The sequence below is a fragment of the Goodfellowiella coeruleoviolacea genome, from assembly GCF_024171785.1.
GTDB lineage: Bacteria > Actinomycetota > Actinomycetes > Mycobacteriales > Pseudonocardiaceae > Goodfellowiella > Goodfellowiella coeruleoviolacea.
Genome location: NZ_JAMTCK010000006.1, coordinates 24807 through 49425, shown reverse-complemented (window position 1 = coordinate 49425; position 24619 = coordinate 24807). Strand labels below are relative to the sequence as shown.

General features: G+C 72.0%; 24 protein-coding genes and 1 tRNA gene. 16 read left to right on the top strand and 9 right to left on the bottom strand.

Annotated features, from left to right (window positions below):
- Positions 1–7 precede the first annotated feature (7 nt).
- From nuoL to LX83_RS13990, 4 genes are all read left to right on the top strand, one after another.
- Positions 8–1984 (top strand): NADH-quinone oxidoreductase subunit L, encoded by a 1977-nt coding sequence (nuoL, locus tag LX83_RS14005; protein WP_301328239.1) that lies wholly within the window; start codon positions 8–10, stop codon positions 1982–1984.
- Complete coding sequence (locus tag LX83_RS14000) at positions 1981–3585, top strand: NADH-quinone oxidoreductase subunit M (RefSeq protein ID WP_253771288.1); 1605 nt, start codon at positions 1981–1983, stop codon at positions 3583–3585. Before nuoL ends, LX83_RS14000 begins: the two co-directional genes overlap by 4 nt.
- Before the next feature lie 26 nt (positions 3586–3611).
- Positions 3612–5183, top strand: coding sequence for an NADH-quinone oxidoreductase subunit NuoN (nuoN, locus tag LX83_RS13995; RefSeq protein ID WP_253771990.1), 1572 nt, complete (start codon positions 3612–3614; stop codon positions 5181–5183).
- 94 nt (positions 5184–5277) lie between these two features.
- The gene (locus LX83_RS13990; RefSeq protein ID WP_253771988.1) at positions 5278–6210 is read left to right on the top strand and encodes a polyprenyl synthetase family protein; all 933 of its coding nucleotides are present in this window, start codon (positions 5278–5280) and stop codon (positions 6208–6210) included.
- Between the two features lie 30 nt (positions 6211–6240).
- Here the strand turns inward: LX83_RS13990 and rarD are convergent, their stop codons facing one another.
- Positions 6241–7215, bottom strand: coding sequence for an EamA family transporter RarD (gene rarD / locus LX83_RS13985; RefSeq protein ID WP_253771286.1), 975 nt, complete (start codon positions 7213–7215; stop codon positions 6241–6243).
- A gap of 325 nt (positions 7216–7540) precedes the next feature.
- Between rarD and LX83_RS13980 the strand changes: the two genes are divergently transcribed.
- On the top strand, positions 7541–9997 hold the full coding sequence (locus LX83_RS13980; protein ID WP_253771284.1) for a sunset domain-containing protein: 2457 nt from the start codon (positions 7541–7543) through the stop codon (positions 9995–9997).
- Between the two features lie 71 nt (positions 9998–10068).
- Here the strand turns inward: LX83_RS13980 and LX83_RS13975 are convergent, their stop codons facing one another.
- The 3 genes from LX83_RS13975 to LX83_RS13965 all read right to left on the bottom strand — a co-directional run bounded on the left by LX83_RS13975 (position 10069) and on the right by LX83_RS13965 (position 14183).
- Positions 10069–11136 carry a 2-oxoacid:ferredoxin oxidoreductase subunit beta gene (locus tag LX83_RS13975; protein ID WP_253771282.1) on the bottom strand — a complete coding sequence of 356 codons (1068 nt, stop codon included), beginning with the start codon at positions 11134–11136 and terminating at the stop codon, positions 10069–10071.
- Positions 11133–13022 carry a 2-oxoacid:acceptor oxidoreductase subunit alpha gene (locus LX83_RS13970; protein WP_253771280.1) on the bottom strand — a complete coding sequence of 630 codons (1890 nt, stop codon included), beginning with the start codon at positions 13020–13022 and terminating at the stop codon, positions 11133–11135. Before LX83_RS13970 ends, LX83_RS13975 begins: the two co-directional genes overlap by 4 nt.
- 396 nt (positions 13023–13418) lie before the next feature.
- A complete protein-coding gene (locus LX83_RS13965; protein WP_253771278.1) occupies positions 13419–14183 on the bottom strand; it encodes an enoyl-CoA hydratase in 765 nt (254 codons plus the stop codon).
- 173 nt (positions 14184–14356) lie between these two features.
- Between LX83_RS13965 and LX83_RS13960 the strand changes: the two genes are divergently transcribed.
- Positions 14357–14962, top strand: coding sequence for a DUF3995 domain-containing protein (locus LX83_RS13960; RefSeq protein ID WP_253771986.1), 606 nt, complete (start codon positions 14357–14359; stop codon positions 14960–14962).
- 94 nt (positions 14963–15056) lie between these two features.
- Here the strand turns inward: LX83_RS13960 and LX83_RS13955 are convergent, their stop codons facing one another.
- The gene (locus LX83_RS13955; RefSeq protein ID WP_253771276.1) at positions 15057–15509 is read right to left on the bottom strand and encodes an Lrp/AsnC family transcriptional regulator; all 453 of its coding nucleotides are present in this window, start codon (positions 15507–15509) and stop codon (positions 15057–15059) included.
- A gap of 74 nt (positions 15510–15583) precedes the next feature.
- On the opposite strand from LX83_RS13955, the gene ddaH reads away from it, so the two are divergent.
- On the top strand, positions 15584–16486 hold the full coding sequence (gene ddaH, locus LX83_RS13950; protein WP_407649558.1) for a dimethylargininase: 903 nt from the start codon (positions 15584–15586) through the stop codon (positions 16484–16486).
- A 244-nt stretch (positions 16487–16730) separates the two neighbouring features.
- Entirely contained in the window at positions 16731–17015 is a 285-nt protein-coding gene (locus LX83_RS13945; protein WP_253771274.1) for a hypothetical protein, read from the top strand.
- Between the two features lie 77 nt (positions 17016–17092).
- Here LX83_RS13945 and LX83_RS13940 read toward each other — a convergent pair whose 3' ends face one another.
- Positions 17093–17401 carry a PASTA domain-containing protein gene (locus tag LX83_RS13940; RefSeq protein WP_253771272.1) on the bottom strand — a complete coding sequence of 103 codons (309 nt, stop codon included), beginning with the start codon at positions 17399–17401 and terminating at the stop codon, positions 17093–17095.
- A 300-nt stretch (positions 17402–17701) separates the two neighbouring features.
- Between LX83_RS13940 and LX83_RS13935 the strand changes: the two genes are divergently transcribed.
- Genes LX83_RS13935 through htpX form a run of 5 tightly spaced genes read left to right on the top strand, consistent with a single transcriptional unit; the run spans position 17702 to position 20461 of the window.
- Positions 17702–17971 (top strand): hypothetical protein, encoded by a 270-nt coding sequence (locus tag LX83_RS13935; RefSeq protein WP_253771270.1) that lies wholly within the window; start codon positions 17702–17704, stop codon positions 17969–17971.
- A gap of 35 nt (positions 17972–18006) precedes the next feature.
- The gene (locus LX83_RS13930; protein WP_253771269.1) at positions 18007–18465 is read left to right on the top strand and encodes an NADH-quinone oxidoreductase subunit B; all 459 of its coding nucleotides are present in this window, start codon (positions 18007–18009) and stop codon (positions 18463–18465) included.
- A complete protein-coding gene (locus LX83_RS13925; protein WP_253771267.1) occupies positions 18462–19070 on the top strand; it encodes an NADH-quinone oxidoreductase subunit C in 609 nt (202 codons plus the stop codon). Before LX83_RS13930 ends, LX83_RS13925 begins: the two co-directional genes overlap by 4 nt.
- Positions 19063–19572 (top strand): 4Fe-4S binding protein, encoded by a 510-nt coding sequence (locus LX83_RS13920; protein ID WP_253771265.1) that lies wholly within the window; start codon positions 19063–19065, stop codon positions 19570–19572. Before LX83_RS13925 ends, LX83_RS13920 begins: the two co-directional genes overlap by 8 nt.
- A 19-nt stretch (positions 19573–19591) precedes the next feature.
- On the top strand, positions 19592–20461 hold the full coding sequence (gene htpX, locus LX83_RS13915; RefSeq protein ID WP_253771264.1) for a zinc metalloprotease HtpX: 870 nt from the start codon (positions 19592–19594) through the stop codon (positions 20459–20461).
- A gap of 30 nt (positions 20462–20491) precedes the next feature.
- On the opposite strand, the gene rfbA is transcribed toward htpX, so the two are convergent.
- A complete protein-coding gene (rfbA, locus tag LX83_RS13910) occupies positions 20492–21373 on the bottom strand; it encodes a glucose-1-phosphate thymidylyltransferase RfbA (RefSeq protein ID WP_253771262.1) in 882 nt (293 codons plus the stop codon).
- 20 nt (positions 21374–21393) lie between these two features.
- Positions 21394–21885, bottom strand: a complete 492-nt coding sequence (locus LX83_RS13905) for a YajQ family cyclic di-GMP-binding protein (protein WP_253771260.1) — start codon at positions 21883–21885, stop codon at positions 21394–21396.
- 122 nt (positions 21886–22007) lie between these two features.
- Between LX83_RS13905 and LX83_RS13900 the strand changes: the two genes are divergently transcribed.
- Together LX83_RS13900 and LX83_RS13895 are read left to right on the top strand one after the other, a co-directional pair.
- Positions 22008–22089, top strand: a tRNA-Tyr gene (locus LX83_RS13900).
- 632 nt (positions 22090–22721) lie between these two features.
- Entirely contained in the window at positions 22722–22913 is a 192-nt protein-coding gene (locus LX83_RS13895; RefSeq protein ID WP_253771258.1) for a hypothetical protein, read from the top strand.
- Here LX83_RS13895 and LX83_RS13890 read toward each other — a convergent pair.
- Positions 22897–23775 carry an alpha/beta fold hydrolase gene (locus LX83_RS13890; protein WP_253771256.1) on the bottom strand — a complete coding sequence of 293 codons (879 nt, stop codon included), beginning with the start codon at positions 23773–23775 and terminating at the stop codon, positions 22897–22899. The two genes, LX83_RS13895 and LX83_RS13890, sit on opposite strands and share 17 nt — an antisense overlap.
- A gap of 94 nt (positions 23776–23869) precedes the next feature.
- Here LX83_RS13890 and LX83_RS13885 point away from each other — a divergent pair, with 94 nt between their 5' ends.
- The gene (locus LX83_RS13885; RefSeq protein WP_253771254.1) at positions 23870–24580 is read left to right on the top strand and encodes a helix-turn-helix transcriptional regulator; all 711 of its coding nucleotides are present in this window, start codon (positions 23870–23872) and stop codon (positions 24578–24580) included.
- Positions 24581–24619 lie beyond the last annotated feature (39 nt).

The window sequence follows — 24619 nt, the reverse complement described above, 5'->3', positions numbered from 1 at the left end:
GACGGGAATGACCAACCTCGCGGCGGCACAGGCCACGCTCGCGGAGGCGGCGCAGGTGGGCGCGGCGGGTGGGGTGGCGCGCTTCGCGTGGCTGCTGATCGCGCTGCCCGCGCTGGGCGCGGCGGTCCTGCTGATCGGCGGGAAGCGCACCAACGCCTGGGGCCACCTGCTCGGCTGCGCGACCGTGGTGCTGTCCTTCCTCTACGGGACGCTGCTGTTCTTCGACACCACCGACCTCGATCCGCAGCGGCGGGTCCGGGAACTGGACGTGTTCTCCTGGATCCCGGTGAACGCGCTGCAGGTCGACTTCGGCCTGCGGCTGGACCCGCTGTCGCTGACCTTCGTGCTGCTGGTCACCGGGGTGGGCGCGCTGATCCACATCTACTCGGTCGGCTACATGTCCCACGACGCCGACCGGCGCAAGTTCTTCGCCTACCTCAACCTGTTCGTCGCGGCCATGCTGGTGCTGGTGCTGGGCAACAGCTTCGTGACGCTGTACTTCGGCTGGGAGGGCGTGGGTGTCGCCTCCTACCTGCTGATCGCGTTCTGGCAGCACCGGCCGGCCGCGGCCACCGCGGCCAAGAAGGCGTTCCTGATGAACCGGGTCGGCGACGTCGGCCTGGCCATCGCGATCTTCCTGCTGTTCCGCGACCTGGGCACCACCCAGTACACCGAGGTGTTCGCCCGGGCCGGCGAGCTGTCCTCGGGCACCCTGCTGGCGATCACCCTGCTGCTGTTGCTCGGCGCGTGCGGCAAGTCCGGCCAGTTCCCGCTGCAGGCGTGGTTGCCCGACGCCATGGAGGGCCCCACCCCGGTGTCCGCGCTGATCCACGCGGCCACCATGGTCACCGCCGGCGTGTACCTGGTCGCCCGGTCCAACCCGATCTACGACCTGAGCCCGGACGGCCGGCTGGTGGTCACCGTCATCGGTGCGCTCACCCTGCTGATCGGGTGCGTGATCGGCTGCGCCTACGACGACATCAAGAAGGTGCTGGCCTACTCCACGGTCAGCCAGATCGGCTACATGATCCTGGCGGTCGGCCTCGGCCCGGCCGGCTACGCCCTGGGCATCATGCACCTGCTCACCCACGGCTTCTTCAAGGCCGGGCTGTTCCTGGGCGCCGGCTCGGTGATGCACGGCATGAACGACGAGACCGACATCCGCCGCTTCGGCGGGCTGTTCCGGTACATGCCGGTCACCGCGGTCACCTTCATCATCGGCTACCTGGCGATCATCGGCTTCCCCGGGCTGTCCGGCTACTTCTCCAAGGACGCCATCATCGAGGCGGCGTTCGGCCAGGAGGGCTGGCGCGGCTGGGTGTTCGGCGGGGCCGCGCTGCTCGGCGCCGGCCTGACCGCGTTCTACATGACCCGGCTGGTGCTGCTCACCTTCTTCGGCGAGAAGCGCTGGGAGAAGCTGACCTCGGCGGACGGCCGGGCCTACCACCCGCACGAGTCGCCCAGCGTGATGACCGTGCCGATGATCGTGCTGGCGATCGGTTCGGTGGGCGCGGGCGCGTTCTTCGCCCTCGGCGACAACCTGGTGACCTGGCTGGAGCCGTCGCTGGGCGCGCTGGAGGCCAGTGAGCACGGCGTGCTGCCGCACGCGTTGGTGCCGGTGCTGACCATCCTGCTGGTGGCTGCGGGCGTGGCCGCGGCGTGGCTGCTGGTCGGCCGCAAGCCGGTGCCGGTGACCCGGCCGGTCCGGGTGGCCCTGCCGGTCCGCGCGGCCCGCGCCGACCTGTACGCCAACGCCATCAACGAGGCCCTGTTCGCCCGGCCGGGCGCCTGGCTGGCCAGGGCGCTGGTGTTCGTGGACAACAAGGGCGTCGACGGGCTGGTGAACGGCACGGCGGCGCTGCTGGGCGGCGGCTCGGGCCGGATGCGCCGGTTGCAGACCGGGTTCGTGCGCTCGTACGCGCTGAGCATGCTGGGAGGTTCGGTCCTCGTGGTGGCCGCTCTGTTGGTGGTGAGGTTCGCATGAACCAGTCGGGTTCGGTGCTGCTGCTCGTCCTGCTGCTGGTGCCGCTGGTCGGCGGCCTGGTGGTGGCCGTGCTCGGCCGGGGCGGGCGGGCCGAGCGCGCCGCCAAGCTGACCGCGCTGGGCTTCTCCCTGGTCGAGCTGGTGGTGGCGATCGCGACGTGGGTCGGCTACGACCCGGCGGGCGCCCGGCTCCAGCTGACCTTCTCGGCGGACTGGATCCCCCCGCTGGGGGTGCGGTTCTCCCTGGGCGTGGACGGCATCGCCCTGGTGATGCTGGCGCTGATCGCGGTGCTGGTGCCGATCGTGATCGGCGGCTCGTGGGCGGAGAAGCTGCCCGAGGGCCGCACCGCCGCCGGGTTCTTCGCGCTGCTGCTGCTGATGGAAGCCGGCATGGTGGGCGTGTTCGCGGCCACCGACGTGTTCCTGTTCTACGTGTTCTTCGAGGCCGTGCTGGTGCCGATGTACTTCCTCATCGGCCGGTTCGGCGGGCCGCGCCGGCAGTACGCGGCCGTGAAGTTCTTCCTGTACTCGCTGCTCGGCGGGTTGATCATGCTGGCGTCGGTGATCGGCGTGTACGTGGTCGGCGCCGAGCGGCTGGGCACCGGCACCTTCGACTGGGCCACCCTGGTCACCGTCGTCAAGGACGCCCCGGCCAGCACGCAGATCTGGCTGTTCCTCGGCTTCTTCGTGGCCTTCGCCATCAAGGCGCCGCTGGTGCCGCTGCACACCTGGCTGCCGGACGCCGGTGCCGAGGCGCCGGTCGGCGCGGGCGTGCTGCTGGTCGGCGTGCTCGACAAGATCGGCACGTTCGGGTTCCTGCGCTACTGCCTGCCGCTGTTCCCGGTGGCCAGCCAGGAGCTGGCCCCGCTGGTGCTGGTGCTGTCCGTGGCCGGTGTGCTCTACGGCTCGCTGCTCGCGGTCGCGCAGAGCGACCTGAAGCGGTTCGTGGCCTACACCTCCATCGCCCACTTCGGGTTCATCGCGCTGGGCGTGTTCGCGTTCAGCAGCCAGGCGCAGGCCGGCGCCGTGCTCTACATGGTCAACCACGGCATCTCCACCGGGATGCTGTTCCTGGTCATCGCCATGGTGATGGCCAGGGGCGGGTCGCGGACCATCAGCGACTACGGCGGCATGGCCAAGCTGACCCCGGTGCTGGGCGGGCTGTTCCTGGTGGCCGGGCTGTCCTCGCTGGCGCTGCCCGGCACCAACTCGTTCGTCAGCGAGTTCCTGGTGCTGATCGGCTCGTTCCCGAACGCGCCGGTGTACACGGTGCTGGCCGCGTTCGGCATGGTGCTGGCCGCGCTGTACGTGCTGTGGGTGTACCAGCAGATCATGCAGGGCCCGGTGCGCGGCAACGCGCTGGTCGGCCTGGCCGGTGGGCCGGGCGCCGCGGTCAACCCGGACTCGGACACCGCCCGCGCGTCCGTGTCCGACCTGTCCCGGCGCGAGGTCGCGGTGCTGGCCCCGCTGGTGGCGCTGGTGCTGGTGCTCGGCTTCTACCCGAAGCCCGTGCTTGACGTGATCACCCCGTCGGTCAACGCGACGATGAGCGAGGTCGGGTTGAGCGACCCGGTCACCGTGCAGGAAGGCAACTCAAGGTGACGGTTCTCGAAGCTGCGCACACGTCCCTGGGCGGATTCCTGGCCCAGGTGACCCCGATCCAGGCCCCGGAGATCGACTACGCGGCCATCCTGCCGATGCTGATCGTGCTGGGCGCGGCCTGCGTCGGCGTGTTGTTCGAGGCGTTCCTGCCCCGCTACCAGCGCTGGTCCTGGCAGGTGGCGCTGACCCTGCTCACCCTGGTGGGCGCCGGCCTGGCGCTGGTCGTCTACCTGCGGGACAACCCGCAGCAGGGCGTGGTCACCCTGGCCGGGGTGCTGTCGGTGGACCGGCCCGCCCTGTTCCTCTGGGGCACCCTGCTGGTGCTGGCCTTCGGCGCGGTGCTGCTGATCGCGGACCGGTCGGTGGAGCCGGGCGGGGCGTTCGTGTCGCACGCGGCCGTCCGGCCGGGCACCATCCAGGACCGGGCCCAGGCGGCCCGGCTGGGCATGCAGACCGAGGTCTTCCCGCTGACGCTGTTCGCGCTCGGCGGCATGATGGTGTTCTGCGCGTCGAACAACCTGCTGACCATGTTCATCGCGCTGGAGGTGCTCAGCCTGCCGCTGTACCTGATGTGCGGGCTGGCCCGGCGGCGCCGGCTGCTGTCCCAGGAGGCGGCGGTCAAGTACTTCCTGCTCGGCGCGTTCGCGTCGGCGTTCTTCCTGTACGGCGTGGCCCTGCTCTACGGGTACGCCAACTCGGTGCGGCTGCGCGACATCGCCGAGGCCGCGGCCGGCACCAACCGGTCGGACACCCTGCTCTACGCCGGACTCGGCCTGCTCGTGGTCGGACTGCTGTTCAAGGCGTCTGTCGGTCCGTTCCACGCCTGGACGCCCGACGTGTACCAGGGTGCGCCCACCCCGGTCACCGCGTTCATGGCCGCCTGCACCAAGGTGGCCGCGTTCGGCGGCATCCTGCGCGTGCTCACCGGCGCGTTCCAGGCCACCAGCTGGGAGTGGCGGGGCGTGCTGTGGGGCGTGGCCATCGTGTCCATGATCATCGGCGCGGTGCTCGGCCTGACCCAGACCGACATCAAGCGGATGATCGCCTACTCGTCCGTGGCGCACGCCGGGTTCCTGCTGGTCGGCTCGATCGCGCTGACCGGTGAGGGCCTGTCCGGCACCCTGTTCTACCTGCTGGCCTACGGGTTCACCACGGTCGCCGCGTTCGGCGTGGTCAGCCTGGTGCGCACGGCCGACGGCGAGGCCACCCACCTGTCCCAGTGGGCCGGGCTGGCCAAGCGCTCGCCGCTGGTGGCCGGGGTGTTCACCTTCCTGCTGCTCGCCCTCGCCGGGATTCCGCTGACCAGCGGGTTCATCGGCAAGTTCGTGGTGTTCTCGGCCGCGCTCAAGGACGGCATGGCCCCGCTGGTGGTGGTCGCCCTGCTGGCCAGCGCGGTGGCCGCGTTCTTCTACCTGCGGGTGGTGGTGCTGATGTACTTCAGCGAGCCCTCGCCGGAGGGGCCCACGGTGAGCGTGCCCGGCTCGTTCACCATGGTGGCGATCACCCTGGGCACGGTCATCACGTTCGTGCTCGGCGTGTGGCCGGCCTTCGTCCTCGATTGGGCGGGTGCCGGCGGTTTCGCGTTCTCAACTACGTAGGCTGCCCACCGTGACGACAAGCGGACAGGCCGGGCCGGCCGGGGCGGGAATCGAGTTCGCCGACCCGGCCCTCGCCGAGGCGATCCTCGACGAGATGGCGAGGGTGGAGGAACTGCTACACAGCGCGGTGCGGAGTGACTTCCCCTTCGTCACCGAGACAGCGCTGCACCTGGTCGAGGCGGGCGGCAAGCGGTTCCGGGCGTTGCTCACCCTGTTGTCCGCCCAGTTCGGCACCGACGGCATCGGCGAGGACGTGGTCAAGGCGGCGGCCGTGGTGGAGCTGATCCACCTGGCCACCCTCTACCACGACGACGTGATGGACGAGGCCACCATGCGGCGCGGCGCGGCCAGCGCCAACGCCCGGTGGAACAACACCGTCGCCATCCTCACCGGCGACTACCTGTTCGCGCACGCCTCGGCGCTGGTCGCCGACCTGGGCACGGACGCGGGCCGGATCATGTCGCGGACCTTCGCCGAGCTGGTCACCGGGCAGATGCGGGAGACCACCGGCCCGGCGGGTGACGAGGACCCGGTCGAGCACTACCTCCAGGTGATCGCCGGCAAGACCGGATCGCTGATCGCCACCTCGGCCCGGTTCGGCGGCATGTTCTCCGGCGCCAAGGAGGACCACGTGGCCGCGCTGGAGCGGTTCGGCGCGGTCATCGGCGCGGCGTTCCAGATCTCCGACGACATCATCGACATCGCCTCGGCGTCCGAGGAGTCGGGCAAGACCCCCGGCACCGACCTGCGCGAGGGCATCCGCACCCTGCCGGTGCTGCACGCGCTGGCCCAGGACGGCCCGACCGCCGACCGGCTGCGGGTGCTGCTGGCCGGCCCGGTGACCGACGACGCCCTGGTCGCCGAGGCACTGGGGCTGCTGCGCGACTCGTCGGGCATGGTCACGGCCAGGGCCACGCTGGCGGACTACGCGGAGCGGGCGCGGGCCGAGCTGGCCGTGCTGCCGTCGTGCCCGGCGCGGGAGTCGCTGGAGAAGCTCACCGACTTCGTGGTCGAGCGCACCACCTGACGCGGAACGCCGGGGACCGGCGCCGGGCGGTCAGCGCTCCGCGCCGGTCGCGTCCCCACCCGCGGTGGGCAGGGTGGTGTCCCGGCGGGGTCGGCGGAGGTAGGTGCCGGCGGTGAACACCACCAGGGCCGTCCACACCAGACCGAAGCCCAGCCAGCGGGACACCGGCATGGGCTCGTGGTTGACGAACACCCCGAGGACGAACTGCAACACCGGGGTCAGGTACTGGAGCATGCCCAGGGTCACCAGCGGCACCCGCTTGGCCGCCGCGCCGAACAGCAGCAGCGGCACGGCCGTGATCGGGCCGGTGGCCGCCAGCAGCAGGACGTGGCCGGCCCCCTCGGTGGTGAACGTGCCGGCGCCGGTCGTGCCGAGCCAGACCAGGTAGGCCACGGCCAGCGGCCCGATCACCAGGCTCTCCGCGGTGAGGCTGCTGGCCGGGTCCAGCGGCACGGTCTTCTTCAGCAGCCCGTACAGGCCGAACGAGCCGGCCAGGGACAGCGCGATGACCGGGACGCGCCCGTAGTCCAGGGCCAGCACCAGCACCGCGACCGCGGCGATGACCAGGGCGAGCAGCTGCGGCCGGCGCAGCCGCTCGCGCAGCACCACCACACCCAGCACGATGCTGACCAGCGGGTTGATGAAGTAGCCGAGCGCGCCCTCCACCACGTGGCCGCTGTTGACCGCGTAGATGTAGACGCCCCAGTTGATGGTGATCAGCACGGCCGAGATCGCGACCATGCCCCAGCCCCGGGCGGGCAGCCGGCGCAGGACCCGCCAGCGGCCCAGCACGGTCGCCACGACCAGCATCAGCGCCAGGGTCCACAGCAGCCGGTGCGCCAGCACCTCCACCGGGCCCGCCGGCGCGAGCAGCGGCCAGAACAGCGGGAACAGGCCCCAGAGCAGATAGCAGCCGGTCCCGAGCAGGACACCCGATCTGCCGGCGGGCTGGTCCGAGCGGGTACGCTCCGCCACCGCCGAGGGTGGGTTCGTCGGTGACGGCACGCGACCTAGGGTATGCCGGAGCCGGATGACTTTGTCGCGAGCCTGCTAGCCCAAACGGGGTATTCTCCCCCCGCTCGGGTGGAGGATGGAGGGGGCTGAAATCGAATCGGTGCACTGCCGGTTTGATGTCAACCCCTCACCGGGTGATAGTCCGTGCTGAGAGACCTGCCCGACGGTGCTGGGGTGGCGGCCACGGCCGGCCATGCCCGGTGGTGATTCGGGCGGAGCGTGTCGGGGTGCCCGCCTGGCCAGCGGTCGGCGGGTGTACGGGACTCAAGAAAGAAGACCGCGGGCGGTACCCGGCGGTCGGTGGGAGGGACTTCCCGTGGTGTCGCTCTTCTGGCAGGTCTGGCTGTGGAGCGTGCTCGCCTTTGTCCTTGGCGTGCTGCTGACCTGGGCTTTCCTGGTTCGCCCCGTGAGCAGACGCAACCGGGAACTCACCGAGGAGCTGACCGAGGCCAGAGCACGGGCCCGGAGCGCCTCGGCCGAGGCACCAGCGTCGCCGGCGACGGTGAAGGCGGCACCGGCACCGGCACCGGAGGCACCGGCATCGGGTGCTTTGGTGCCGGATGCGCCGGTGTCGGGTGCGCCGACGCCGGGTGCGCCGGGGGCCAGGACCGCGTCGGGCACCCGCTACCAGGAGTGGGGCGCCGAGGCGGAGTTCGACCGCCCGGCGCTGGTCGACGACGTGCTGGGGCAGCCCGACTGGGCCAACGAGCCGCCGTCCACCCCGGCCGGGGTCACCACCATGGTGCCGCGCAACGGCGGCCTGTCCGCCGGCCCGGACGAACTCGACCGGCCCGAGCGGCCCGAGCGCACCCCGAGTCCCGCTGACCGGCTCTCCGGCGAGCCCGGTCGCCCTTCGGCTGAACCCGACCGGCCCTCGGGTGGCCGGCACGGCCTGATCGAGGACGCGCCCGTCGCGGCCGGCCAGGAGCGCGCGGGTGCGTCGGCCACGGAGACGACCACCGTGCTCGGGGCGATCCCGGCGGAGGCGCCGGCCCCGCCACCGAGCCTGGGCGACGAGTCCGAGCCGGAGGTGCCGGTGGAGCAGACCACGGTGCTGCCCGTGACCAGCGAGGAGCTGCCCGACGGCCCGCTGTCCAACGAGTCCCTGTCCCACGAGCCCCGGTCCGCCACGCCCCGGTCCGCCACGCCCCGGTCCGCCACTCCGCTGTCCGACGTGCCACCGGCCCGCCCCACCGTGCCGGAGTCGGCGCCCACCGCCCCGCCGGAACTGCCCGTGCTCGACGCGGGCACGACCACGCCGCTGCTGGAGCCGGCCGGCCGAGGACCGGCCCGGACGTCGGGCGAGTCGCTGCTGGAAGGCGTGCCCGACGGTGGCGGCGCCCAGCCGGGGCGGCGCTGGCCCGACCCGAACGCGCCCGCCGCAGACCACACCGCCGAGCAGGACGGCCGAACGAGGACCCCGGACAGCGGGTCGCGCAGTCAACCCGACTGGGACGAGGACGACCGCGGCGCGGGCTACCGGGACGGCGGCCACCGCGAGGGCGGCCTGCGCGCCGGACCCACCGGCCGCGCCACCTGGGACAGTGGTTCCCGGGACAGCGGCTCTCGGGACAGCGGCTCTCGGGACAGCGGCTCTCGGGACAGTGGTTCCCGGGACGGCGGCTCGCCCGGCGGGGGCGCCCGGCACGGCGGTGACTTATCCGAGGAACCGGCCAGGGACGTGTCCAGCAGGGCCGGTTCCCTGCGCGACCTGGCCGACTTCTGGGACGACGCCGAGCGGCACGTCGACCGGGGCGGCGCGCAGCCGGACGAGGCCGGTTCGGCGCTGTGGCCCGACCCCTCGGCCGACCAGGACCGGGGCCAGCCACCGATCGCGCCGGAGAGCACGCACGCGCTGAACCTGCCGCAGCCGCCGCTCCGCCCCGGCCCGGCCCAGCCGCCTCCGGGCCACCGGGTGCCCACCCAGCGTCCGCCGGCCACGCCCGAGTCCGAGGCCAGGCGGTCCCGGTCGCTGTTCGAGCCGGTGGTCGACCCGGAGCCGGTCCGGCCCAAGGCGATGCCCCCGGCCGCGCCGCCGGCGCCCCAGCCCAGCGCCCCCCAGCAGGGTCCAGCCCAGCAGGGGCCAGCCCACCAGGGGCCGGTGCAGCCGGGTTCCGCCCCGTCAGGTTCCGCCCCGTCAGGTTCGGTCCAGCCCGGTGTCGGCCAGCCCGGTGCCGCCCAGCCAGGTGCAGCCAAGCCAGGTGCAGCCAAGTCCACTCCGCCGCCGGCCCGGCCGCGGTCGGCCAAGGCCACTCCGGCCGCCGCCAAGGCCACTCCGGCGCCGGCCAAGCCCGCTCCGGCGCCGGCCGAGCGCGACGCCGGTCAGTCCCTGACCGGTGACCAGGCGGGCGGCCAGCCGTTCGTGCCCAAGCTGGCGCCCGAGGCCGGCCGCGGCGAGCGGCCCGAACTGCCGCAGCGCCGGGCCGGCGGGAACTTCCCGGGCGGCCGGACCAGCAAGCCCGCGGAACCGGGCCGGCCGGCCGGCGCGGACCAGTCCCGCTCGTCCTCGGCCGGGGCCGGCATCCTGCCCGCCAGCGGCACGCCGACCAGGCGGCGGGGCAGCGAGTTCGCCCCGCGCGCGCCGTTCGGGCCCGGCTCGATGCTGCCCAAACTGGACGGTGCCGCACCCGGGCCGGACTTCCGGGTGAAGGCCACGCTGACCGGCCGGCGCTACTACACCGAGGACGCGGCCGGGTTCGGGGAGACCCGGGCGGACGTCTGGTTCCGCACGGTCAACGACGCCGAGCGGGCGGGCTTCCGGCCGGCGTCCTGACCGCGCCCGGACAGCGCACGGGGCCCGCCCCGGCCGGATCAACCAGCCGGAACGGGCCCCGGGGCGACAGGTCAGCCGATGACCGTCCAGGTGTCGTTGCCGTGCAGCAGCGACCGCAGGTCGGCCCGCTTGCTGGCCTTGGCCTGCTCCACCTGGGCGCGGGCCAGGTCGTCGTAGGTGGGCCGCTGCACCGAGCGGAACACCCCGGTGACCGTGTGCGCCAGGTCCTGGCCACCCAGCCGGGACAGGGCGAACGCGTAGGACGGGTCCTCGCGGGTGGCGTCGTGCACCACCACCGAGCCGGCGTTGGCCTCGGTGATCTCGGCGACGCTCAGGCCGCCCTCGGCGTCGCGCACCACGCCGTACTCGCCGTTCGCGCCGAACCGAATCGGCTCGCCGTGGCGCAGCGGGACCAGCCGCCGCTCCCGCTCACCCGGCTCCTTGAGCACGTCGAACGCGCCGTCGTTGAAGATCGGGCAGTTCTGGTAGATCTCCACCAGGGCGGTGCCCCGGTGCTCGGCCGCGGCCCGCAGCACGTCGGTCAGCTGCTTGCGGTCCGAGTCCAGCGCCCTGGCCACGAACGTGGCCTCGGCGCCCAGCGCCAGCGACACCGGGTTGAACGGGTTGTCCAGCGAGCCCATCGGCGTGGACTTGGTGACCTTGCCGGTCTCGCTGGTCGGCGAGTACTGGCCCTTGGTCAACCCGTAGATCCGGTTGTTGAACAGCAGGATCTTCAGGTTCACGTTGCGGCGCAGCGAGTGGATCAGGTGATTGCCGCCGATGGACAGCGCGTCGCCGTCCCCGGTCACCACCCACACCGACAGGTCCGGCCGCGCCGTGGCCAGACCGGTGGCGATGGCCGGGGCCCGGCCGTGGATGGAGTGCATCCCGTAGGTGTTCATGTAGTACGGGAAGCGGCTGGAGCAGCCGATGCCGGAGACGAACACGATGTTCTCCCGGCGCAGGCCCAGCTGCGGCATGAAGCCCTGGACGGCGGCGAGCACCGCGTAGTCACCACACCCGGGGCACCAGCGCACCTCCTGGTCGGACTTGTAGTCCTTGGCGGACTGCTTCTCGTCGCTGGTGGGCACCCCGGCCAGGCCGCCCAGCCCGGGTAGGCCCAGATCGATGGTGGTCATGCGGTGACTCCTCGCACGATGTCGGTGAACACGCCCTCAAGCTCCTCGGCCTTGAACGGCAGGCCGGCGACCTTGGTGTAGCTGATCGCGTCCACCAGGTACTTCGCCCGGACCAGCAGGGCGAGCTGCCCCAGGTTCATCTCCGGCACCACCACGCGCTCGTAGCGGGCCAGCACCTCGCCGAGGTTGGCCGGGAACGGGTTGAGGTGGCGCAGGTGGGCCTGGGCGATGGCCATGCCGTTCTTGCGCACCCGCCGGCAGGCCGCGCCCACCGGGCCGAACGTGGACCCCCAGCCCAGCACCAGGACCTTGGCCGCACCGGACGGGTCGTCCACGGTCAGGTCGGGCACGCTGATGCCGTCCACCTTGGCCTGGCGCAGCCGCACCATCCGGTCGTGGTTCTCCGGGTCGTAGGAGATGCCGCCCTTGCCGTCGGACTTCTCCAGCCCGCCGATCCGGTGCTGCAACCCGGGCGTGCCCGGCACCGCCCACGGGCGGGCCAGCGTCTCCGGGTCGCGCAGGTACGGCCAGAACTCACCGGACCCGTCCGGGGCGTTGGGCTCGGTGGCGAAGGACACCCGCAGGTCGGGCAGGGTGTCCACGTCCGGGATCAGCCACGGCTCGGAGCCGTTGGCGATGTAGCCGTCGGAGAGCAGCAGCACCGGCGTGCGGTAGGTCAGCGCGATCCGGGCGGCCTCCAGCGCGGCGTCGAAGCAGTCCGCCGGCGACTGCGGGGCCACGATCGGCACCGGCGCCTCGCCGTTGCGGCCGAACATCGCCTGCAGCAGGTCGGCCTGCTCGGTCTTGGTGGGCAGGCCGGTGGACGGGCCGCCGCGCTGGATGTCCAGCACCACCAGGGGCAGCTCGGTCATCACGGCCAGGCCGATGGTCTCCGACTTCAGGGCGATGCCCGGGCCGGAGGTGGAGGTCACGCCGAGCGCGCCGCCGAAGGACGCGCCCAGGGCCGCGCCGATGCCGGCGATCTCGTCCTCGGCCTGGAGCGTGAGCACGTTGAAGTTCTTGTGCTTGGCCAGCTCGTGCAGGATGTCCGAGGCCGGCGTGATCGGGTAGGTGCCCAGCAGCACGGGCAGCTCGGACAGCTGGCCGGCCGCGACGATGCCGTAGGCCAGCGCGGTGTTGCCGGTGATCTGCCGGTAGGTGCCCGGCGCCAGCTTGGCCGGGGACACCTCGTAGGTGACCGCGAACGCCTCGGTGGTCTCGCCGTAGTTCCAGCCGGCGCGGAAGGCCAGCACGTTGGCCTCGGCGATGTCGGGCTTGCGGGCGAACTTCTCCCGCAGGAACCGCTCGGTGCCCTCGGTCGGCCGGTTGTACATCCAGGACAGCAGGCCAAGGGCGAACATGTTCTTCGCCCGCTCCGCGTCCTTCTTGGACAGCCCGGTCTCCTCCAGCGCGCCCTTGGTCAGCGTCGCCATGGCCACCTGGTGCACCTGGTAGGCGGCCAGCGACTCGTCCTCAAGCGGGTTGGTGTCGTAGCCGACCTTGGTCAGGTTCCGCTTGGTGAACTCGTCGGTGTTGACGATCAGGGTGCCGCCGGCCGGCAGGTCGCCGATGTTGGCCTTGAGCGCGGCCGGGTTCATCGCCACCAGCACGTCCGGCCGGTCACCTGGCGTCAGGATGTCGTAGTCGGCGAAGTGCAACTGGAAGCTGGAAACACCCGGCAGGGTCCCCTGCGGCGCGCGGATCTCCGCGGGGAAGTTGGGCAACGTCGCCAGGTCGTTGCCGAACGCAGCTGCCTCCGAGGTGAACCGGTCACCTGTGAGCTGCATGCCGTCACCGGAGTCACCGGCGAACCGGATAACGACCCGATCCAGCCTGCGGACCCCGGAGCCTGTCGGGGAGGCGCCGTTACCCACACTCACGCTCATCGGTCGCCGATCCCTCTTTTCGTGGTTGGCTGTGTTGCTGGTGGAAGCAGGGGTGTTCGCGGAAGCAGGTTCCTACGTGCGATCCGGACCGCTCGTGAGGTCCAGCGTCCCCGGGTCGGACGGACACGCAGGTTGCCTGACCCCAGCCCGTGACACCCTGGTCCACTCCTTCGTGAGGGTAGTCGCCGCATCGCTCGGCCGAGCCGAGATCCCTCGGTGTGGGACACAAGGCGGCGGCGGTGTGGTGACACGTTGTTGATGGATCGACACGTCGGTATCCACGGTAAGGACACCCTCACACCTGGATCGATTAAGGCGTCTCAGGTCACACCGACGCACCCCGGGGACGGCCCCTTGGTGCCGCCCGCCCCAGGACGTCGGTGCCGGCCGCGCGGGTCAGCGCCGGCTGATCCGCTCCTTCATCGCCGCCAGCCGCTCGGTGAAGGCCGGGCTCTCCATCGAGACCAGCTGGGCCGCCAGCTCGGCCTCGACCGCGGCCGCGTGCTCGTCCAGCACGGCCGTGGTGCGCATGGTCCGCTTGGTGGCCAGCACCAGCTCGCGCGGGGCGCGGGCGGCCGGCCCGGCCAGCTCCACGGCGGCGTCGACCAGCGCGTCGTGCTCCCCGTCGACCAGCTGCCAGACCAGCCCCACCCGGTGCGCCGTGGCCGCGTCCACGACCTGCCCGAACAGCGCCATCGCCGCGGTGGTCTGCTGGCCGGTCGCCCTGGGCAGCATCCAGGTCATCCCGCCCCCGGGGTGGATGCCCAGCTGGAGGAACCTGCTGTCGAACCGGGCGTGCTGGTTGGCCAGCCGCACGTCGCAGGCCAGCGCCAGGTTCAGCCCGGCGCCCACCGCCGACCCGCCCACCGCCGCGATGGTGGGCAGAGTGCAGTGCGCCAGGGCCAGGAAGCCCGCGTAGATCTGGCGCAGCCCGGCCTCGCGCGCCTCGCCCAGCGCGGTCAGGTCGGCGCCGGCGCAGAAGGCCGGCGGCGTGCCGGTGACCACCACCGCGTGCACGTCCTCGTCCTGCTCGCACTCGGCCACGGCCGAGGCCAGGTCGGCGGACAGGGACAGGGTCAGCGCGTTGCGGCGGTCCGGGTCGTGCACGGTGAGCACGGCGACGTGGTCGCGGCGGTCGACGCGGATCTCAGCGGTGGCCATGGCCGCATCCTGTCACGGTCGCCGGCCGGCGGCTCAGCCCCGCGGGCCGGCTCCGGGCCCGTCGGACCGTGCGCGGCCCGGGCGATCGAGAGGTAGCTCTCAGGCGGCGGCGGGTCACGCGTGTTGATGGGGCGTGCCGGCGCGGTTCGGCGCACGATCCAGTCGTGTCAGTCATGCGTTCCCCGGACGGGGCGGTGCGTCCCGTCCCGCGCCGGGCAGCCCGCCTCCACCTGGGCAGCTGGCCCGGATACGCCGCTGCGGCGTGGGGGGTCCTGTTCGCGATACCCAGTTTCGTCTGGGCGACGGGCAACACCGTCGGCGCGCGGTCGACGGTGTCGCCAACGCTGGTGGAACTCGCCCGCGACGGAGTGCCGTGGTTCCTGACCGTCCTGGTGGTAACCGGCTTGCTGAAGCTCTTCGGGGCACTGGTCGGCATCGGCCTGACCCGGTCGTGGGGCGCGCGGATCAGCCGATTCCTGGTGTTGTGCGGTGGTGGCGCTGCGGTCCTGCTCACGTGGCACGGCGGCCTCTTCGTCGTCCGCGGTGCGCTGGTCGAGGCTGGTGCCATCGCCGTGGAGCCAGACCTGGCCGCGTTGACTCGTTGGTACTGCTACCTGTGGGGGCCGTGGTTCATCGCCGGCGGGCTGGCCTTCGCCGGGGCCACCGCACTGCACGTGCGCCACCACGACGACCGGCGCGAGCTGCGGCGCTACGGCGCCGTGGGCGCGCTGGGCGCGCTGGTCCTGTCCGTGGCCTCGACGGCTACCGGGATCGGGTGAGAGCTGTCCCTGCTGGCCACGCGGCGGGCTGATCTCGCGGTGGCCGGGTGGTCGCGGCGTCGCAGCTGCCCGGAACAACTCCGTGGCACCGGGCTCAGGCCTGCTGGTCGGGCGCGGGCGGCCGCTCCAGCAGCCGGGACAGCACCACGGTGGAGACGGTCCGGTCGATGATCTCCACCGAGCGCAGCCGCTCCAGCGCGGTCTCCAGGTGGTGGATGTCGGACGCGCGCAGGTGCACGATCGCGTCGGCCGCGCCCGAGACCGTGTAGGCGGCCACCACCTCGGGCAGTGGCTCCAGGTTGGCCTTGATCTCCCCGGGTGCCACGTTGCCCCGGCAGTGCACCTCCACGAACGCCTCGGTGCCCCAGCCCAGCGCCTCGGGGTCGACCACCGCGGTGAAGCCCTGCAGCACGCCGGTGTCCAGTAGCCGGTCCACCCGGCGCTTGACCGCCGGGGCGGACAGGCCCACGGCCGCGCCGATCTCGGCGTAACTCGACCGGGCGTTGCTCACCAGGCATGAAATGATTCGATGGTCGATCGTGTCCACACGCAACATTCTGCATGAGAATCCGCAACGCTACGACATTGTTCGTTGGTCAGTTGCGTACTTACATTCATGACATGACCACAGCCTCCGTCCTCGGCTCCGGTGACGAGCCGATCGCTCTCGACAGTGCGGTCAGCCTCGTCGCACCAGCCGCGCCGGTGCGGGTGCCCACCCAGCGGCGCTACCTGATGTGCCGGCCGACGCACTTCACCGTGCGGTACGCCATCAACCCCTGGATGGACCCGAGCCAGCCGGTGGACACCGAGCGGGCCGTGGCCCAGTGGACCGAGCTGCGCGACACCTACGAGCGGCTCGGCCACACGGTGGAGCTGATCGACCCCCAGCCCGACCTGCCCGACATGGTGTTCGCCGCCAACGCCGGCACCGTGATCGGCGGCCGGGTGCTCGGCGCCCGCTTCCGCTCCACCGAGCGCGCGCCCGAGGCCGAGTTCTACCGCCGCTGGTTCGTCGAGCACGGCTACCGCGACGTGATCATGCCGACCAGGACCAACGAGGCCGAGGGCGACCTGGTGTGGACCGGCACGGTGCTGCTGGCCGGCACCGGCTTCCGCACCGACCCGGCCGCGCACGCCGAGGCCCAGGAGGCCCTGGGCGTGCCGGTGATCTCCCTCCAGCTGGTCGACCCGCGCTACTACCACCTGGACGTGGCCCTGTTCGTCCTGGACGACCGCGCCGCCCGTCCCCTGGTCGCCTACTACCCGGAGGCGTTCTCCCCTGGCTCGCGGCGTGTGCTCCAGCGCCTGTTCCCCGACGCGGTGATCGCCACCGAGGCCGACGCCGCCTGCCTTGGCCTCAACGCCGTCTCCGACGGCCACCACGTGGTCCTGCCCGTGGAAGCCACCAACCTGGCCGCCCAGCTCGCCGACCGCGGCTTCGACCCGATCCCGGTCGACATCTCCGAGATCCGCAAGTCCGGCGGCGGCCCCAAGTGCTGCACGATGGAGCTGCGGGACTGATCGGGGAGAACCACCGGTAGTTGTCGCGAGGTGCTGGTCAGCGTGGCTGTATGCGCTCTGACCAGCACTAACCATTGATCGTGGCACTTCGCTCATCCGTCACTGTCCGGCACCATTCGGCAGAGCCTGTCAGTGTTCCCGGGACAGTTACGGGACAGAAAAGCCTCCCGGCGAGGGAGCAAAGACCAGGGGGCGACAGCATGACGCCCAACTCGGCGAGCGGTTCCGCTTCCGCAGCCCGCTGATGAGTTCCGATGACCCCGCCGGCCACCTGGCCGGGCTCGCCGGCTTCCTCCGAGTCGTCACCGGCGTCGACATGATCAGTGAGCTGTACGGCGAGCGCGAGGCCACTCTCGTCTACGACGTGCACACCGCCACGCCGGTCGGCACCCAGCGCACCGCCGAGCACTTCCGCCTCGACGACACCGGCATCACCTCGATCACGCTGATCTTCGACGGCACCCCCTGGCAGCCCATGCTGGCCGTGATGAACCCGTCGAACGCCCCGGCCGCGAAACCCGCGAGCTGACCGTCCACCGCTCACGGACGGGCCAGGGCGGAGCTTGACGGAGGACCGGTTCTGGCGGGAGGACGCACCCGTGTTGCCTACTGGGGATCCTCGTCAACCCCGCGGCTGGCGCTGGCCGTGTCCGGTCTGGGCAGCGGACGGCGCGGTTCCCGGTCTCCCGATCCGTTGTCGGGTGGCTGCTCCTGGAAGGAGATGGTCACCACGGTTCCCCGGGTGACCAGTTGCCCTGGCGCTGGGCGCTGGTCGGTCACCACCCAGGTGCCCGGCCAGGTCAGTGCTCCCAGCGGCGGACCGTCCAGATCAGCCGAGGTGACCACCAGACCGGTGTCATGGCCGACCTGGCGGGCCACCCGCACGCCCAGACCGACGAGATCCGGAACCTCCACCTGTTCACCACGCTGTTCAGGCCGTGCCATGTGCCCCCTCCCGACGAGTCCAGAGTCTCGCGGACCGGGCCAATCCGAAAGAGCCGGCAACGGTTGTGAACGCGCGCCTGACCGCCGCGGCCGGTTGAACGCGGCTACTTCCGTCACGTGAGCGAACTGAGTAGCCTGGGCGACCGGACCAAGTGGCCTGGGGAGGCAATGGGCTGGTGACGCGGACGCAGGTGCTGATCAACCTTTTTGCGATTACCGCGGTCCCTAGCTGAAGCTGCCCAGGATCCGGTCGGGCTGATCCTCTTGGGAGTGGCGTTCTCCCTGGTGGTCGGCGTGCTCGTGTTCTCGGTGACGTTCTCCTACAAACTCGCCGAGATCATGGCCGAACGTCTGAAAGCCACGATGACGACCAATCGGCAGAACGCCCCACCCGTGGACAGCACAGGCCCACCCGGGGTGCACAACGAGGTGAGCGGCACCGTCTACGGGACCGTGATCCAGACCAGGGAAGTGCACCTGCACCAAGCCGCCACACCCGGTGCGGACCACCCCGCCCCGGGGGAGGGCTCGGACGGGTGAGCTGAGTGGAGTCGCACCGTTTACGCTGGCTGGATGTGACCGCAGCATCCTCGCTCGACCAGCGGCAGTTCACGCTGGACTGGGGCACCACCTACCACGTCACCGTGCTCGACCTGGGGCTCGCCTGCTGCGGTGTCGAGGTGATGGCCGCGTTGACGGGCCGCGAGGACAGCGCCGAGGACCTGGCCGGGCTGGGCGTGCGGCCGGTGACCGGCGGCGACGCCGGGCAGGCGCACGTGCTGGTGGTGTCCGGCACGGTCACCGACGTGATGCTGCCCGCGGTGCGCGCCGCCTACGACGACATGCCCGAACCCAAGTACGTGCTGTCGGTGGGGGCGTGCAGCAACACCGGCGGCCCCTACTGGGACTCCTACAGCGTCACCAAGGGCATCGACCAGGTGCTGCCCGTGCACGTGGCCGTGCCCGGCTGCCCGCCCCGCCCGGAGGCGCTGCTGTCCGGCCTGGCCGCGCTGCACCGGCTGGTGTCCTCGTGAGCCCGGGCACGGCCGAACTGGCCGAGCGGCTGGTCGAGGTGGTGCCCGACACCACCGCGGCCACCGCCTACGGGCAGACCGGCGTGCGGGTGCCGGTCCAGCACTGGCGGGCGGCGGCCCGGGCGGCCAGGGACGCGCTGGGCTGTGTGCTGTTCGACTGGCTCGGGGTGGAGGACGCCGGCCGGCCCGGCGCCAGCGGTGAGCGGTTCACCGTGCTGCTGCACGTTGTGGCCCCGACCGGCGCGCGCGGGCTGTTGTTACGCACCGAGCTGGCCGACGGTCAGCCGCTGCCCAGCGTGGCCGAGGTGTGGGCGGGCGCCGCCTGGCACGAGCGGGAGGCCGCGGAGATGTTCGGCATCGTGCTGGCCGACCAGCCGGCGCCGGCCCGGCTGCTGCTGCCCGACTCGTTCGCCGGCCACCCGCTGCGCAAGGACTTCGTGCTGGCCGCCCGGGTCGCCCGGCCGTGGCCGGGGCGGCTGGAACCAGGCGAGAACCAGGGGAGTGCGGCGCCCAGCCGCCGCCGGATGGCCCCGCCCGGGGTGCCCGACCCGTCCTGGGGACCGCGACGCGACAACGACGAGCAGGAGAACGCACACGATGAGTAGTTCGCCGGAGCAACTGCCGGCCCGGTCCAGGGGCGTGATCGCGCTGCTGGAGGCGAACTGCACGGTGTGCATGCTGTGCGCCCGCGAGTGCCCGGACTGGTGCATCCACATCGACTCGCACACCGAGGTCGAGCAGCCACCGCCCGGTGCCGCCGCGTCCGGCCGGCCGGGCCGCGCCCGCAGCCGCAACGTGCTCGACCGGTTCGCCATCGACTACGGCCAGTGCCTCTACTGCGGGATCTGCGTGGAGGTCTGCCCGTTCGACGCACTGCACTGGGCGCCCGAGTTCGGCTACCCGGGCACCGGCACGCCCGAGGGTGACGGGGCCGTCGCCGAGCTGGTGCAGGAGCGGGACCAGCTGGCCGAGTGGATCGGTCAGGTGCCGCCGCCACCCCCGCTCGACCCGGCCGCCGAGCCCGCCCCGGAAGCGGGTGTGTCTCGTGCGACACGTGGCGGTTCCGGAACTTCGCGCAGGCCAGGAGCGTTCAGGGAAAGGACGTAACGACCCGGAGGCTACTGGCGTGCACAAGCACTACAACGGGTTGAAGACCGCGCTGTTGCTCGGCGCCATGAGCGCGTTGATCGTCGTGGTCAGCTCGTTCTTCGGGCGGACCGCGTTGGTCATCGGCCTGGTGCTGGCACTGGGCGTGAACGCCTACGCCTACTTCAACTCCGACAAGCTGGCGCTGCGCGCGATGCGCGCGCGGCCCGTGTCCCAGGCCGAACAACCGGCCATGTACCGCATCGTGCGCGAGCTGGCCACCAAGGCCCGCCAGCCGATGCCGCAGCTCTACATCAGCCCCACCCAGGCGCCCAACGCGTTCGCCACCGGCCGCAACCCGCGCAACGCCGCGGTGTGCTGCACCACCGGCATCCTGGAACTGCTCAACGAACGCGAACTGCGCGCGGTGCTCGGCCACGAACTGTCGCACGTGTACAACCGGGACATCCTGATCTCCTGCGTGGCCGGCGCGCTGGCCAGCGTGGTCAGTTCCCTGGCCAACGTGGCGATGTTCGCCGGGCTGTTCGGGGGCCACGACGACGAGCGGCCCAACCCGTTCGCCATGCTGCTGATCGCCATCCTGGGGCCGGTCGCGGCCGGCATCGTGCAGATGGCGGTGAGCCGGTCACGGGAGTACCAGGCGGACGCCTCCGGCGCCGACCTCACCGGGGACCCGCTGGCGCTGGCCTCGGCCCTGCGCAAACTGGAGTACGGCACCAGGGTGGCGCCGCTGGCGCCGGAACCCGCGGTGGCGGCCCAGTCGCACCTGATGATCGCCAACCCGTTCCAGTCGGGCGAGCAGCTGGCGCGGATGTTCTCCACCCACCCGCCGATCGCCGACCGCATCCGGCGGCTGGAGGAACTGGCCGGTCGGCCCCTGGAGTGGTGAGAACCGCCCGGGGGCGTTCGGTGGCTGGCGCTACTCGGTGGCGCCGGCCGAGCGGGCCACGGTCATCACGTACTGGCCGTAGCCGGACTTGGCCAGCTTGCGGCCCAGGGCCAGGCACTCGTCGGCCGTGATGTAGCCCATCCGCAGCGCGATCTCCTCCAGGCAGGCGATCCGCACGCCCTGGCGGTGCTCCAGCACCTGCACGAACTGGCCGGCCTCCAGCAGCGAGTCGTGCGTGCCCGTGTCCAGCCAGGCGAACCCGCGGCCCAGGTCCACCAGTTGGGCACGGCCCTCGCGCAGGTAGGTGAGGTTCACGTCGGTGATCTCCAGCTCGCCCCGCGGCGACGGGGTGAGCTGCCTGGCGATCTCCACCACCTGGTTGTCGTACAGGTACAGGCCGGTGATCGCCTTGTTCGAGCGCGGGGCGGCCGGCTTCTCCTCGATGGAGACCAGCCGGCCGTGCTCGTCCACCTCGCCGACGCCGTAGCGCTCCGGGTCCTTGACCGGGTAGCCGAACAGCGTGCAGCCGTCGAGCGTGGCCACCTGCTGCTGCAACAGCCGGGAGAAGCCCTGGCCGTAGAAGATGTTGTCGCCGAGCACCAGCGCGACGTCGTCGTCACCGATGAAGTCCGCGCCGATGATGAACGCCTCGGCCAACCCGTTGGGCTGCGGCTGCGCCGCGTAGCTCAGCCGCATGCCCAGGTGGCTGCCGTCGCCCAGCAGCCGGCGGAACTGGGGCAGGTCGGTGGGGGTGGAGATGACCTGCACCTCGCGGATGCCGGCCAGCATCAGCACCGACAGCGGGTAGTAGACCATCGGCTTGTCGAACACCGGCAGCAGCTGCTTGGACACCGCCTGCGTGATCGGATGCAGCCGGGTGCCACTGCCGCCGGCCAGGATGATCCCCTTCACCGCGCCGCCCCCTCGCCTGGTTACCGGTAGTTGGTGAACTGCAGGGCGATGCCGAAGTCCTTGTCCTTCAGCAGCGCGATCACCTCCTGGAGGTGGTCCTTCTTCTTGCCCGACACCCGCAGCTGGTCGCCCTGGATCTGCGCCTGCACGCCCTTGGGGCCCTCGTCGCGGATGGCCTTGGCGATCTGCTTGGCCTTGTCCGCGGCGATGCCCTGGACCAGCTTGCCGGTCGCCTTGTAGATCTTGCCGGACAGCACCGGCTCGTCCACGTCGAACGCCTTGAGCGACACCCCGCGCTTGACCAGCTTCTCGCGGAAGACCTCGATGGCCGCCTTGCAGCGTTCCTCCGTCTCGGCCTGCAGGGTGATCGCCTCTTCGCCGGCCCAGGCCACCTGGGCCCCGGTGCCCCGGAAGTCGAACCGGCTGCCCAGCTCCTTGGCAGCCTGGTTCAGCGCGTTGTCGACCTCCTGGCGATCGACCTTGCTCACCACGTCGAAAGACGGGTCCGCCACGTGCCTAGCACCTCCGCGTCACAGGTTGGGTAGCCCCACGGATGCTACTGGAGCCCCCCGGTTGCACCCCCCTCGACAGGGGTATGTATTCTTTCCTCCGCACCCACCAAGACGGGGTGCACGGCGGGTTGCCCGAGCGGCCAAAGGGAGCGGACTGTAAATCCGTCGGCTTCGCCTACGAAGGTTCGAATCCTTCACCCGCCACATCAGTGGCAGCAGAGCCCCTGACCTGGAACAACAGGTCAGGGGCTCTGCTGTTTTCCCGCTCGATTCCACCCCCGTCTGACACCCTGTGGCAGTGGGCTTCGATCTCGACTGCGTGTTCGGCTTGGACGACAGCGTGTTCGCGCTGTTCGACAGGGTGGTTCCCGGTGGTCGACGACACGGATTTCCGACTGGGCTCCCTGCTCAGCCTGGCCGCGCCCGTGGTGCTCGTCCGCGACTGCGCGTTTTGGCGGAGTCCTCGGTCACGAGTACGCCGCGCTGTGGCTGGACGGCGAGCTGATCGTCGCCAGCGGCATCGACTACCTGCGCAACACGGCCTTCTCCCTGGAAGGCGATACCCACCGCGCCGTCGATCCGGCAACGGTTGATCCCACCACGCAGTGCGCTCAGCTGCTCGACAGTCGCTTCAGCGGGAGATCCCTGTACGACGGGTACCTCCCCCGTGAGCCGCATCGGGAGGGAGCGCCGTGCCGGGAGGTCTGGGCAGGGCCTGAGCCGAATGTCGACTCGGCTTGGCGCAGCCACTTCCCGGTGCTCAGGAACTGGTGAGCCAGCACCCGTGTCCCCGCTGTCCGGCGGTGACGCCGCGGCGGTGCTGAACAGCATGCGGGGTGGTCGGTGATCCGGCGGGCGCGAACGCGGAGCTGGAGCGGCTGCTGGCGGATCGGCTGCGGCTGCTCGGGCCCGACCACCCGCACGTGCGCTCCACGCGCGCGGGCCTGGCCCGCTGGCGGCGCCGAGCCGGGGCGCAGCCAGCGGAGCCGGGTCAGGCGTGGTCGGTGGTGCTCACCGCTGGGCGGTGAGGTGGGCGAGCACGTCGGCCCAGACCCGGTGGATGACCAGGTGGCCGACCCCGTCGACCGCGGTGACGCTGCCGTCCGCGACCTGCTCGGCCCACCACGCCCCGTGCGCCGGGCTGACGATGCTGTCCTGGGCGCCGTACCAGCACCGCACCGGCGCGCCCACCGCGCGCGGGTCGAACCCCCAGTCGTGCAGGGTGTAGGACGCCAGGTCGGCGGCCAGGCCCACCGCGCCCTGGCGGAACGCCTCGCTGAGCATGTCCACCAGGCCGGCGCGCACCCCGGGCTCGGCGAGCACGGCGTCGTCGGCCGGGCCACCGCAGACCTGCTCGACGGCGGCGGCCGGGTCCGCGGTCATCGGGGCCAGCATCTCGGCCAGCACGGCGGGCGCCCCGGCCAGGTCGCGGCGCAGCTCGGCGAGCATGCCCCGCTGCGGCTCGCCGATCCACGGCACCTCCTCGTCCGGCGCGGGGGTGGCCAGCACCGCCACCGAGGTGACCAGCTCGGGCCGGCGCGCGGCCAGGGCCAGCGCCACCCGGCCGCCGGCCGACCAGCCGGCCACGCCCGCCTCGGTCACGCCCAACTGCTCCAGCACCAGGGCCGCGTCGTCAGCGGCGCTGGTGACGGTGAGCGGCTGCCCGGCGGGCATCGGGTCGGAGCCGCCGTAGCCGGGCCGGTCCAGCGTGACCAGGCGCACCCCGGCCGAGGCGGTGACCGAGGGGTTCGGGTCGAACCGCCGCGACCCGGGTGCGGCCGAGAGGAGCAGGACCACCGGGGCATCGGCGGGGCCGTGCACGTCCACGGCGATCCGACGCTGGTCAGCGGTGGTGATGAAGTGGGAGGGGCGGTGTTCCGTCGTTGTCATGGCACTACTGTCGAACGCTCCTGGTGACACCGTCCTGTCACCAGTTTTGGCCGATTGTTGTGACCTGGGTCACGAGTGCTGGGGAAGGGGTCGGGTGAACCGGACCGAACGGCTGTACGCCATCGCCGAGGAACTGCGCTCGGCCGGCGGGCGCGGGCGCACCAGCGACTGGCTGGCCCGGCGGTTCGAGGTGTCCGCGCGCACGGTCAAGCGCGACGTGACCGCGTTGCAGCAGGCCGGCGTGCCGATCTGGGCGCAGGCCGGGCCCGGTGGCGGCTACGTGCTGGACACCGCGGTGAGCCTGCCGCCGCTCAACGTGACCGCGGCCGAGGCGACCGCGGTGGCCCTGGCGCTGGCCGCGCTGCCGGAACTGCCGTTCGGTCCGGACGGGCGCAGCGCGTTGGCCAAGGTCCTGGCGGCCATGCCGGCCAGGGAGCGGGAGCTGGCCGGGGAACTGGGCCGCCGGCTGTGGGTCCACCACGCGGTGCCGCCGACCAGGCCGGCGATCGCCCGGGTGCTCGACGAGGCGCTGCGCGCGGGCGTGGTCGTGGTGCTTGACTACACCGACGCCGGCGGCGCGCACTCCAGCAAGCGGGCGGTCGAGCCCATGGCCGTGGCCTTGACCAGGGGAAACTGGTACCTGCTCGCGTGGTGTCGCAGTCGGCGGGCCGGCCGCTGGTTCCGGCTCGACCGCATCGCCCGGGTGACCGCGACCCGGGAGCGCGCCGCGCCCAGGGACGTGATCCGCACCTTTGGCGAGCCGCCGCCCGACGCCCACCCGCTCGTGCTGGACGAGCAGCGGTAGTGCGGGAAGAAGAACGAGGCCGACGCGCCGGGGCTTCCT